Origin of the sequence: Pontibacter beigongshangensis (assembly GCF_014332515.1) — a bacterium.
Classification (GTDB): Bacteria; Bacteroidota; Bacteroidia; order Cytophagales; family Hymenobacteraceae; genus Pontibacter; species Pontibacter beigongshangensis.
Window position 1 is genome coordinate 63,488 of the sequence record NZ_VFSD01000011.1, and the last position, 12,068, is coordinate 75,555.

At 52.1% G+C, this 12,068-nt stretch carries 12 protein-coding genes; 6 read left to right on the forward strand and 6 right to left on the reverse strand.

Annotated features, from left to right (window positions below):
- Positions 1–52 precede the first annotated feature (52 nt).
- Positions 53–205 carry a hypothetical protein gene (locus tag FJM74_RS10530; protein WP_187262564.1) on the reverse strand — a complete coding sequence of 51 codons (153 nt, stop codon included), beginning with the start codon at positions 203–205 and terminating at the stop codon, positions 53–55.
- Between the two features lie 403 nt (positions 206–608).
- Complete coding sequence (locus tag FJM74_RS10535; protein WP_187262565.1) at positions 609–1,424, reverse strand: MOSC domain-containing protein; 816 nt, start codon at positions 1,422–1,424, stop codon at positions 609–611.
- 273 nt (positions 1,425–1,697) lie between these two features.
- Between FJM74_RS10535 and FJM74_RS10540 the strand changes: the two genes are divergently transcribed.
- On the forward strand, positions 1,698–3,659 hold the full coding sequence (locus FJM74_RS10540) for a M1 family aminopeptidase (RefSeq protein ID WP_187262566.1): 1,962 nt from the start codon (positions 1,698–1,700) through the stop codon (positions 3,657–3,659).
- Between the two features lie 611 nt (positions 3,660–4,270).
- Here FJM74_RS10540 and FJM74_RS10545 read toward each other — a convergent pair.
- Both FJM74_RS10545 and FJM74_RS10550 read right to left on the reverse strand, forming a co-directional pair.
- Entirely contained in the window at positions 4,271–4,630 is a 360-nt protein-coding gene (locus tag FJM74_RS10545) for a TM2 domain-containing protein (RefSeq protein WP_194349981.1), read from the reverse strand.
- Positions 4,627–4,971 carry a DUF2752 domain-containing protein gene (locus tag FJM74_RS10550; protein ID WP_187262567.1) on the reverse strand — a complete coding sequence of 115 codons (345 nt, stop codon included), beginning with the start codon at positions 4,969–4,971 and terminating at the stop codon, positions 4,627–4,629. Before FJM74_RS10550 ends, FJM74_RS10545 begins: the two co-directional genes overlap by 4 nt.
- 66 nt (positions 4,972–5,037) lie before the next feature.
- Between FJM74_RS10550 and FJM74_RS10555 the strand changes: the two genes are divergently transcribed.
- From FJM74_RS10555 to FJM74_RS10565, 3 genes are all read left to right on the forward strand, one after another.
- Positions 5,038–5,328, forward strand: a complete 291-nt coding sequence (locus tag FJM74_RS10555) for a hypothetical protein (protein WP_187262568.1) — start codon at positions 5,038–5,040, stop codon at positions 5,326–5,328.
- 101 nt (positions 5,329–5,429) lie between these two features.
- Entirely contained in the window at positions 5,430–5,864 is a 435-nt protein-coding gene (locus FJM74_RS10560) for a DUF2059 domain-containing protein (RefSeq protein WP_187262569.1), read from the forward strand.
- A 556-nt stretch (positions 5,865–6,420) separates the two neighbouring features.
- Positions 6,421–6,894 carry a hypothetical protein gene (locus FJM74_RS10565; RefSeq protein WP_187262570.1) on the forward strand — a complete coding sequence of 158 codons (474 nt, stop codon included), beginning with the start codon at positions 6,421–6,423 and terminating at the stop codon, positions 6,892–6,894.
- A gap of 403 nt (positions 6,895–7,297) precedes the next feature.
- Here FJM74_RS10565 and FJM74_RS10570 read toward each other — a convergent pair whose 3' ends face one another.
- Together FJM74_RS10570 and FJM74_RS10575 are read right to left on the reverse strand one after the other, a co-directional pair.
- Complete coding sequence (locus tag FJM74_RS10570; protein WP_187262649.1) at positions 7,298–8,566, reverse strand: DEAD/DEAH box helicase; 1,269 nt, start codon at positions 8,564–8,566, stop codon at positions 7,298–7,300.
- A gap of 121 nt (positions 8,567–8,687) precedes the next feature.
- Positions 8,688–9,431 carry an oxygen-binding di-iron domain-containing protein gene (locus tag FJM74_RS10575; protein WP_187262571.1) on the reverse strand — a complete coding sequence of 248 codons (744 nt, stop codon included), beginning with the start codon at positions 9,429–9,431 and terminating at the stop codon, positions 8,688–8,690.
- Positions 9,432–9,622: 191 nt separating this feature from the next.
- Between FJM74_RS10575 and FJM74_RS10580 the strand changes: the two genes are divergently transcribed.
- Both FJM74_RS10580 and FJM74_RS10585 read left to right on the forward strand, forming a co-directional pair.
- Complete coding sequence (locus FJM74_RS10580; RefSeq protein WP_241739062.1) at positions 9,623–10,330, forward strand: TetR/AcrR family transcriptional regulator; 708 nt, start codon at positions 9,623–9,625, stop codon at positions 10,328–10,330.
- Between the two features lies 1 nt (position 10,331).
- Complete coding sequence (locus FJM74_RS10585; protein ID WP_241739064.1) at positions 10,332–12,065, forward strand: peptidase domain-containing ABC transporter; 1,734 nt, start codon at positions 10,332–10,334, stop codon at positions 12,063–12,065.
- Positions 12,066–12,068 lie beyond the last annotated feature (3 nt).

The window sequence follows — 12,068 nt, forward strand, 5'->3', positions numbered from 1 at the left end:
GAGACAAATTAATAAAAGTATGCATAAATACAAAATATGGTATGCATAAATACTACATCAATTTAAATAGCCGGTTTTTAAGGGCGTGTTGTTGCTCGAGTGGAGCCAGTTTTGGGTGCCGCGCCTCGTGCGGTGCCTGGTCCTGAAAGAGCCTGGCAAAGGAGCAGCAGGAGCAGCGGGAAAGGCTCCGGAGGGCCTTTTTCATTAGAATAATTCGTTTGTGCTGTAGCAGCCCCAAATTATGTATTGCGGCGGGTAACTATGAGGCAGATACAGTTGCCAGGTGCACCGATTGACGTTTTTTTGTTGGGGGTAGGGGCCCTCTGCAAAGAGCGTTCAGCGAGTGGGGGAAGGGGCCCCGACAAACAAAATCGTCTTGATTTTTTTGGTTCTTTCTGTATCAAGACAAAGAACAAAGACACGGGCCATAAAACAAGTTGCTGCAGCTGTCAAAGCATAAAGGCGACTATGCTAAATAAACTCCTTAGCCAGTAGCCATTGCTTTAGGCTCTCGCTCACAAGATCCCATCTGGATGACAAAGGGACAAAGTCAGAAAGGCTCTCTACCGCACAACCTGGGTTAGAATAATTGTCACTTACTAAAAAGGCTAAGGTCTCCACTCCTGCACCACCAGCTCATCCCCTACCTGCAACTGGCCCGCTCCGTCGTGCACCAGGTTCTGCCCGAACATGACCTTGTTGTTAACAAGCCGGTAAGTGGATAAGGTTTTCAGCGGTTCGGCACCTTTCTGGCCGGATCCCTGATCGATGGTGGTAACCACGCAGCGGCCACAGGGCTTTGCCGCCCTAAAGCGTGTCTGGCTGACCTGGAAATGCCCGAAACTGTCTTCTGCAAATGGTGCGCCGCCCGTAAATACCAGGTTTGGCCGGAACCTGTTCATGGGCACTGGGGCTTGCAGCCGGCTGTTCAGGTCATCGAGCGAGGCCTGCCCGATCAGCAGGAAAGGGTAACCGTCGGCGAAGCCTACGATCTCGTCTTGCTGCGCATAGGTCGGGTCTACTTTGCGCTCGGAGGTGGGAGGCATGTACACCAGCCTGGCCGGCATCTGCAGCGCTTCTGCAAACCAGGCGCTTATGGCAGGGCTTACTTCCAGGGCAGTGCAGGTATCGTCCCAGATGCGGACCTGCAGCTCAGGACCCTCCGTTTGCCCGAAAGGCACGAACAAAGGCCCCAGCAACCCATGCTTATGGCGCACCTCCAGGCCGTCTGGCTGCAGCGCCACCTGAAGCAGCGCCATGTGGGCATGCTGCCGCTGCGTCAGGAAGTTGTTAGCGGCATCTATCAGCATCCAGCGCCGGTCGTGCCGGAAACCTCGCTCCTCTACCTGCGCCTGTTGCAAACTGATGCCCCCGAGCGACTTGATCGGGTAAATATAAATTTCGCTTATCCGGAGTGCTGCCATAGAAAGTCTGCCTTTTGTATGATCCCTAAAGTAGCACAAAAAGCTACAATCCAGAAAATAAAAGTTCGGGGAAAGACAGGTACTTTCTCGACTATTTCGGACACACTGCTGCTACGCACTATTATACTGAAGGCCCTGCTGTAGCGGCATTGCAGCAGAGCAGCAGCAGCAACTCTGAAGGCCTGTTTTCATTCAAATAATTCAGGCAGCTTTTGCCTGAACCAGCGTATAAGTTGAAAATGAGGATATATTCTAAAAAGCTATTGGCCGCATATGAAAAAGCACTACCTGCTCCCGCTGCTGTTCCTTCTCCTTACCTGCTTCCTGCCAGCCACGGCCCAGGAAACTGAGATCTGCTCCCTCGGCCGTATTGGTTTGCTGGAGCGAAAAGCCATTGCTGCACCAGCGCATGTGCAGCGCATGAACCAGTACAATGTCAGTTTCTACAAACTGGACCTGGAACTGGAACGGAACACGACCGGCATAACAGGCCATGTAACCACTATCGCCCATCTCACCAGCACCCGCCTCGATACCTTCGCCTTTGAGCTGCACCCGGCCTACCAGATCGACTCGGTCATAGTAAATGGAGTAAAGCAAGCCACCATCAGCCGCACCGCTGGCGATGTTTCTGTTAAGCTGGCTACTCCCCTCACCCAACCCGACAAACTAACGGCCACGGTTTATTATAATGGTAACGCCCCAGTAGGCAACGCCGCCATTGGCAGCGGCTTTACGTCGGCCACCGAGCCAGCCTGGGGCAACCAGGTAACCTGGAGCCTGAGCGAACCTTACGCGGCCTATGAGTGGTGGCCCGTAAAACAGGTGCTTACCGACAAAGCCGACTCCGTGCATGTGTTCGTCACCACCAGCGCCGACAACAAGGTCGGCTCCAACGGGCTGCTGACCAAGGTGGTAGAATTACCGGATGGCCGCAGGCGCCACGAATGGAAATCGAAGTACCCGATCGCTTATTACCTGATTTCGGTGGCTGTTTCTAACTATGAGGAATATCTGATCTATGCTAACCCGGCTGGGGCTGCTGCTCCTGTTCCTATCTTAAATTATGTGTACCGGGGAGGTGCTTTAGAAACGCTCAAACCGCAGATAGACCTTACGGCTCCTTTTATGGAATATTTTTCGGGGCTGTTTACCCTTTACCCCTTCGCCTCCGAAAAATACGGGCACAGCATGGCGCCGATGGGCGGTGGCATGGAACACCAGACCATGACTACCCAAAGCACCTTCACCTTTACCCTTACCGCCCACGAACTGGCGCACCAGTGGTTTGGCAACAATGTAACCTGCGCCTCCTGGCAGGATATCTGGCTGAACGAAGGCTTTGCCTCCTATGCCGAATACCTGGCACTGCAGCAGTTCAACGCGCCTGCTGCGGCCAGCTGGATGCAGGATGCCCATACTGTAGTGGTGCAGCAGCCGGGCGGCAGCATTTTCGTGCCCGACACCACCAATGTAAGCCGCATTTTCAACTACAGGCTCACCTATAAGAAAAGTGCTGCCGTGGTACACCTGCTGCGCTATGTCTTCAACAACGATGCCCTCTTCTTTCAGGCGCTGCAAAACTACCAGGCACAGTACCGCGACACCGCAGCCACCACCGCCGACCTGCAACGCGTACTCGAAGAAACAGCCGACATGGATCTGGATTACTTTTTTGAGCAGTGGTACACAGGCGAAGGCCACCCGCAGTTCTCCGTGGAGTGGAACCAGCTCGGCGACCAACTGCTGCTGGCCTCCGAGCAGACTGGCAGCTCGCCGGTTACCCCATTTTTCAACCTCGATGTAGAGTATTTGATCAGGACCACAGCAGGCAACCAACTGGTAAAACTGCCGCACGACGAGCAACGAAAGGAATATGTGCTGGAGGTAGCAGGAGAAGTAACAGGCATAGAAGTTGATCCTAACCGCTGGCTTCCGGATGTGGTGCTGAAAATGGAGCGAAACATGGCCCTGGCCTCGCCGACAGAGCAGTTGGCCACACCTGTGGTTTACCCAAACCCGGCCAGCAAAGATTACCTGCTCGTTTCAGACCTGCCTTTTGCCCCCACCTCCGCCATCATCTACGACGCCACCGGCAGGCTGATAAGCCAGCAGCCCCTCCACCGCTCCGGAGAAATACGCGTCCACATCGCCAACCTGCCAGCCGGGCTCTTTCTGCTGCAGGTAAACGGCCACAGCCAAAGCTACCGCACCAACTTTGTGCGGATGCGGTAGGTGGTGAATGAATGAATGAGAGAATGAGTGAATGAGAGAATAAAATTTTTTAAATTATTCTAATGGAAATGGCCCTGCTATGGGTTCTGCTGCTGCTGCTGAAAAGGACATAAGACCATTTTAGGAGTTAAGAGTGAAGAGTTGATTGATTCCTAAATTAATCTTCTGTAAATCAGCTCATAATCTTCTCGTCTTCAAATTTCGAGACTTAATAATTATTACAACAGCACATTCATTTTCCTGTGTTGGGCGTAGTTTCTGAATACGCCCTTTTTATATTGGTTAGTCTCTGACTAACCTCGCTGCCTGAAGCAGCGAAAAATGCTGTAAGGGCAGGTATAAATTCTAAAAATCGTGCCATCCCTAACTGTTGCTTCTGCAAAGCAAAGGTAGTTAGAGTCTAATTGGTACAGAAAGGGCGTGGTCGGAAGCTACGCCCAGCGGTTTTTTTTTTTTGCGTCTGCCGCTCTTTTGCATCTGCTGTTTTTGAGCCTGCTTTGGCCGGATACCTTTAAATCGAATCATCTTCAAATTGAACACAATCCTGTTACCCCCACAACTTTCTAACTTTTCAAGCTTCTAACTCTCGGACCTTTCTAACTTTCTAAAAGCTATCTCATAGGAGGGTATGCTCCCATCATGGCCTGCACCATCTGGGCCTCTTTAATATTGAATTCAAAGGCCAGGCGCTTGTAATTTACCAAATCTACGATAGTGCCTACAAAGCAGAGGCCGGCGGTAAAGAAGTAGAGTACGCCCATCCCAATCTGGCCAACCAGGAAACGTTGTATACCTGCCACCCCAAAAAATCCAACCAGTGTGGTAGCCAGAATCAGCATCGGCTCTTTTCGCCGTGAGCGGTAGATTACGACGAACTGCTTTAGCTGCTCCTCGGTCATGTTTCGGGTGATGCCCTGTATAAAGGCCATTTCGTCGGGCTCCAGCTCCGGCATCAGGTTCAGAATATTCATAATTTTATTTTATGTGTAAGATGGAAAGATCGCAGGAACAGGTAATTCTTAAACAGCACAAAAACGCGCCAGAGCAGCAGCAGCAATGCCGGAACGCCCAGTGGGTGCGCCTGCCACGAAGCCGCAAGCATGCCTCTGAACAAAAAGCCGATAGCATGCCCGAGTCCGCAACCAGGGCAGCCGCCCTCCCAGACCCAGCTTACCGGGCAAAAGCTGAACAGGTGCTTTGCCTCCGGGTCAGTAAGGGCCAGCGCAGCAATGCCCGCCACCCAGACAGCAGCTTCCAAGAGGTTGCGTTTTGGGCCGGGAACAGGGGTAGCAGATGTAAGATGCTGATGCAAGTTAACGTTAAAAAGTGCTGGCGTACGGTAATAACAGTGGTATAAGTTATACTTTTCGTTTGTCTTATGCAAATCAGATTTCAGAGCGTTCTGCTCCTGTCGCTTTGCTCCGTTTGGCTCGGGAACTGCTACCGCCTCTCCTCCTCTTCGGGCGGTGGGCAGGGAGCCACCCGCACTTCTACCAGAACCGTACAACCCGCTGATATTGCCTTGCCTACCGACAACACCATCGAGGCCATCGCCACCGGCCTCACCTTCCCCTGCAGCGTAGCCATAGACGAGCAGGGGCAGGTGCAGGTACTGGAGGTTGGGTATGGTTACGGCAAAGTCTGGCTGCCGCTACGCTGGTCAAAATAAAAATATGAGTCTTCTGAAATTTATGTTAATTTGATCCTGCTTCAGCACCAGTTTCCGGCGGCGAGGCGAGGTTACAGCAATCCATATTTTACCTACTTTTCATGAAATCATTATTTATTATACTGGTGGCGCTAGTGCTAACCTGCAGCGCTTTTGCCCAGGACACCGCTAAAACTAAAGACATTAAAAGGCTGCTTGCCTTAACAGGAGCTGCAGATCTGGGCATTCAGGCGCTGGGCTCGAGCATGCAGGGGCTCCGAAACAGCAACCCCAGCATCCCGGAGGAGTTTTTCACGGAGTTTCAGAAGCAGTTTAATGCCGAGCTCATCATCACCAACATTGCCCCTATTTACGACAAGCATTACACGCATGAAGAGATAAAGGAGCTGATAAAATTTTACCAGACACCGCTTGGCAAAAAGACCATCAGCACCATGCCCCAGATTATGGAGGAGTCGATGGCAATGGGGCAGGAACTGGGCAAACAAGTGGCAGAAAAGATAGTGAAACAGCTGCAGGCAGAAGGTAAGATCTAAGGCAACAGGTCTGGCAGCAGGATATGACGCAGAGGAGGCACACCTGATACAATCAAAATACAGCTGTCGCATAAAATCCGGATCAGCAGCAGCAGGAGTAGCAGAGCCTCCGGAGGGGCAAATGCATTCGAATAATCTGGTGGGGCCAGCTCAAGCTACGCAGCTTGCGCAGATCCTGCGAGGCCTGGGCTGATGATCCCTAAATAAGACATGAGAGCCTTATCTGCCTCAGTTGCCGGCGATTAAAGGGCAAAAAGGATTTATAGCATGTTGCGGAACAGCGATTATTTAAATGAAAAAGCCCCTCCGGAGCTCATCTTGTAGGGAAAAGCAGGTCGCTGGTGCGCGCTTGCCGCTCGCACCAAATGTTCCTTCAGGCTACAGCTTAAAAGAATTGATCTATCACAAGCTGCTTTTGGGTCCACCTCCAGGCGTAAACAGCACCAACAAATAAAGCTTTCTGCGCATCTCTGACCGGTTTTCTTTACATTTGCCTCAGCTTTGCTGTTTAAACAGCAAATGGCTCTGCCGTTTTTTTACTTAAACCACTACACTCTTGCGCTATACACTAAACAACCAGCATAAGGGGCTGGCCCTATACCAGGTTTTGGGCGGCCTGGCAGGAATTGCGCTCACGCTGTGGGTGCTGTTTCGGGGCGAGCTTGTGCTTACGGTTCCGGTATTGCGCCTCTCCTTGTTTGCGGGCGGGCTCTATGTGTTTTCTATCCTGTGTGGTATTATCCTCTGGCGGCAGCTCAGGCGGGGGCTCATCCTGTCTCTCATAAACCAGGTGCTGCAGGTGGTCTATTTTTCTTTCGGGGCTTACAGCTTCCAGTATGTGTCGGGCCTGCGACTGGGCCTGGGGCTCGACATGGCGGGCTCCTGGACGGTGAAGTTCCGACTGGCCCTCTCCTCATTCCAGTTCAGCATCGGCTCCGAAACCGGGCTAAAATTTATCGGGGTAAACCTCATCGCCCTGTTCCTGATCTTCTGGATTGAGCGGCTACTGGAGAAATCGCGGAAAGTCTAGAGCTTAGCGTACCTGGGATTGATGTGCCGCAGCAGTACCAGGAGGCGCAGCCATACAGAAAGTCCTGATTTCATTTGAATAATTGCCTGGTGATACCACCATCCCGTACTTTGTTGTTCCCTATGGCTTAGGCTGATCAGAGAAAACCTACCGCAGCTACAGGGCAGATGAGGTTGGCCAGGTGCAGCGATTCAGTAAAAACGCCAGCACCCCTTGCCTTAGGCTCTCGCCCACAAGATCCTTGACAGGAGTACAACATGGGAGAGGCAGGACAGGAGTATGGAAGCAACTAAATGCGATTTGGTATATCAATCGGCAATTATTCGAATAGAAAAGGCCCTTCTGAGCAATTTTCTGCTGCTGCTGCTGCTTAGCTGGCTGCCCGGCAAGGCAAGGCCTGAGGCTACTTCTTCTTGCCCTTGGCCTTTTTCTTGGCTCGCTTAGACTTTTCTATTTTGGCCTGCGTCTCCTTCTCCTCCGCCTCTTTCATCAGGGCTTTCCAGTCGTAGGTGGCGGCGGGGCTGAAGTCGATGGTGGCTTCGTAGTCTTCGCGGTCTATCTGCAGCACTTTAATGTCTTTGGTGAGGTAGGTCTGTATCTCGTCCAAGATGGGTTTTTCTTCGGGGCTGCAGAAGGTAACGGCAATGCCCTTCTGGGTACCGCGGCCGGTGCGGCCCACGCGGTGCACGTAGCTCTCGGGCTGCTCCGGCAGGTCGTAGTTCACCACGTAATCCACGTTCGGAATGTCGATGCCGCGCGCACTCACATCGGTGGCGATCAGCAGCTTCACATCGCCTTTCTTGAACTGCTTCATGGCGTCCTGGCGGTCCTTCTGCTCCTTGTCGCCGTGAATGGTCATGCTCTTTATCTCTACCCGCTCCATGGCTTTGAGTACCCGCTCGGCCCGCACTTTGGTGCGCACAAACACCAGTATCTTCTTGTCGGGGTTCTCCTTTACCACCCGCTCCAGGAAAAAGCGCTTGTCGTCCATCTCCACATACATCACAGAGTGGTCCACGTTTTTAGCCACCGGGTCTTTGGGCGATATCTGGATGCGTACCGGCTTGTTTACCAGCGAGTAGGCCAGCTCTTTTATGGTTTCGTTGATGGTGGCCGAGAAGAACAGCGTCTGGCGCTTGCGCGGCAGTTTGGTGATCAGCTGACGGATGTCTTTGATAAAGCCGAGGTCCAGCATGTGGTCGGCCTCATCGAGCACCAGCACCTCCACGCGGTGCAGCCTGATATAGCCCTGGCTCACCAGGTCGAAGAGGCGGCCGGGTGTGGCCACGAGTATATCAATGCCATCTTCCAGTTTCTGGATCTGTGGCCCCTGCTCCACCCCGCCAAATACGCAGAACGTTTCTACCCGCGTGTGCCGGCCTATCTGCTGAAACACCTCTGTTATCTGCAGGGCCAGCTCCCGTGTGGGCACCATCACCACGCACTTTATCCCATCCTCGCGTTTTCTGTTTTTAGCGTACTGCAGCATATCGAGTACCGGTATGGCAAACGCAGCCGTTTTGCCGGTGCCTGTCTGGGCAATGGCCAGCACGTCCTCGCCTTTCATAATAGGCGGAATGGCCTTGTACTGTATGTCGGTTGGCTTCAGAAAGCCCAGTTTGCTCAGGCTTTTCTTTATTTCATCAGAGATGCGGTAATCTTCAAACTTCATGGTGACGGTGTTTATGCGTGGCTCCCGCCTCTCGTATAGTACCAGGGGCAGCGGCAGGTTACAAAGGTAATGCATCTTTTTGGCATCTGCTGCGTTTTGCCTGCCGACTCGGTATAGCACATCATCGCTTTGCCCCCCTTCCTTCTTCCCCAAGCTCTTCTTTCATAATGCCATCCAGGTCCAGCAAGGCCTGGCTGCAATGGCCCTTAAAAGAGGAGCCATGCATAATGGCCAGGGTACTGGGTTGCAGGCTGGCCAGTTCCGCAAGCATCATTTTCGTTTTATAGGTATACGGCATATAATCTGGCAAAGGAGAAGATTGCCCGGCACGCAGCGAGGCACGCACTTCTCCCAGAATATCGTGTTCGGTTAAAGCCACGCCGTTACCATCCTGGTGAAAAAGGTCGGAGCAGAAAAGCGTTTTCGTCTCTTCTTCGAAAAGCACGCCGGCATCCCAGCCATGCGGCAAATGTGGAGTAGGTATCAACCTGTACCGATAGCGGCCCGTTTCCAGCACGTCGGCTCTGCGCAGGCCTCTGGCTGGCCGGATGGCAAAATCACCCATATTTACCAAAGCACCGGTTTCGCTGCATACAGCCTGTGCATGGGGGGCTAGTTCCAGCCAATCGTTCAGAGAGCCACACTCATCGACCTCAAAGTGGCTGAAGCCGACCCACCGCAACTGGTCTGGATTCATTAACCTGGCCACTGCCTCCTTCAGCAGTGGGAACATCATACGCATGCCGGTGTGGTAGAGCATGGGCTCCTCATCTTTAATCAGGAAGTGGTTAAACTGCATGTTGTATTCCGGCACAAAGGCGCTGATCCTGTAAATATCCGGGGCAATTTCAGTTATGGTTGTCATGGCGGCTGTGCTGTTAGCTATCGGAAAAGTAAAACTGTATAATACTCATAGCAACTATATACGATTTGTTGACATAAAAATTCATCAAACATTTTTTTGATAGTACCTGAAACCTTTTAGATATTAATACTATTACAAACAATACCTTTATTAATTTTGTTAATAATAAAGAAATCGCTTTTCAGCCAGACATGATGATAACAACCAGCATTAATATCAGGTTAATACACAAGTCCTACCTTCGGGAGCCGGAAGGCACGGAGCTGGGCCGGAAAATCATAAGCGAGAGTGTCAGGCTGATAGATGAACTGGGGTTTGAGCACTTCACGTTCAGGAAACTGGCAGCGGAGATCGATTCTGCGGAGGCCTCGGTGTACCGATATTTCGAGAACAAGCACAAACTGCTGGTATACCTGGTGTCGTGCTACTGGGCCTGGCTCGACTATAGCGTCACATTCCGGATACAAAACATAGACGACCCACGCGAGCGCCTCACCCGGGCCATAGCCGCGCTTACCACAGCCGGCAAAGCAGGCGACCCGGTGGCAGACTATATGGATGAAAGCAGACTCTACCGGATTGTGATGGCTGAATCGACTAAAGTGTACCACACCAAAGAAGTAGACTCGGAGAACAAAGAAGGATATTTTATGGAATTCAAGCACCTCTGCAACCGGTTGGCTCGTATGGCACAAGACATTAACCCCGATTATCCGTATCCGCATGCGCTCATGAGCACAGTGCTGGAGGCAGCGCACCAGCAGGTGTTTTTTGCGCAGCACCTGCCATCACTCACCGAGATCGGCGATACGAAACATCTGAAAGGAGAAACCACGGCTTTTCTGACTCACCTCGTATTCTCTGCCATAGAACCAACACGGCCTAACACAACAGCATAACATGAGCAGTAAAAATAAAGGCATCAGGCCAATGAGGCGCTTTCTGGACCTTTTATCACTGGAAAAGAAAGAAATCATTTACCTCTACGTGTACGCCATGGCAGCAGGGCTTATCAGTCTTTCGCTGCCACTGGGCATTCAGAGCATTATCGGCTTTGTATCGAGCGGGCAGATCTCGGTGTCGGTGGTGGTGCTGATCGGGCTTATTGTGGTGGCTCTGCTGCTTGTGGGTGGCCTGCAGGTAATGCAGCTCTGGATGGTGGAGTTTATGCAGCAGCGGCTGTTTGCCCGCACGGCCTTCGACTTTGCCTACCGCATTCCGCGCATCAAGTCTGAGGCCCTTTACAAGTATTACCCCCCGGAACTCATCAACCGGTTTTTCGATGTGGTAACCCTGCAGAAGGGTATCGCCAAAATCCTGACCGATTTTTCAACGGCTGTTATCCAGATCGTTTTCGGGCTGATCCTGCTGTCGCTCTACCACCCTTACTTCATCTTTCTGGGCTTTATCCTGATTATCGCCCTGGTCGGCATTATCTGGTGGACTGGCGACAGAGGTGTGGAGACCAGCATTGTAGAATCTAAGTACAAGTTCAAAACGGCTGCATGGCTCGAAGAACTGGCGCGCTCCATGAGCACCTTTAAACTGGTGGGCCACACCAACCTGCCCATGGAGCGCACCAACGACTATGTAAACAGTTACCTGAAGGTCCGGAAGCAGCACTTCAGCGTGCTCATGACCCAGTACTTCAGCTTTGTGGGCTTCAAGACTTTTATTACCGGCGGCCTGCTGATACTGGGCTGCATACTGGTGGTGCAGCGGGAGATCAACATAGGGCAGTTCGTCGCCTCCGAGATCGTGATCATTTTGATTATGACGGCAGTAGAGAAAATTATCATTAAGCTGGATACGGTATACGACGTACTCACAAGCCTCGATAAGTTGGGCCAGGTAACCGACCTGCCTTTAGAAGAGCCGAAAGGAATTAAAATAAGCGAGATGCCCCTGAGAGGCGGCTTTAGCCTCCAGGTAAAGAACCTTGTCTACCAGTTCCCTTATTCCGACAAGAACGTGCTCGACAACATCAGCCTGGAAGTAAGGTCATCGGAGCATATCTGCCTTTCCGGCTACAACAGTTCCGGCAAAAGTACGCTGGTAAACCTTATACTGGGCCTCTACCCCAGCTACGAAGGCAGCATCGCCTACAACAATGTGTCGTTGCGCGACCTGCATATTGGCAACCTGCGCAGCCTGATAGGCGACAACATGTCTAAAGAGCAGGTTTTTGACGGCACGCTGCTCGAGAACATTACCCTGGGCCGCGACCTGCCACTGGCAGATGTGCTATGGTCTATTGAACTCTCCGGCCTTACGCCTTTTGTGCACTCGCTGCCAGAGGGCCTACAATCCAACCTCACAGGAGGTAGTCTGCGGCTTCCGGGCAGCGTGGCCCGCAAAATTGTGATGGCCCGCAGTGTGGTGCAGCGCCCACGGCTACTCATCATCGACGACTTCTGGGTAGGCATGCCAAAGGCCGACAAAATTCACTTCCTCCGCCTGCTTACCAGCAGCGAGTTCGACTGGACCATTATCATGGTATCTAACGATAAAGATGTGATGCAGCTTTGCGACCGCACGCTGCTCATGCAGGACGGAAAGCTGGTAGCATCAGGAAGCTTTGAGGAGATGCGCAAACTCGATATTTTAAAAGAACTCACCGACGTAACCTATTAAACC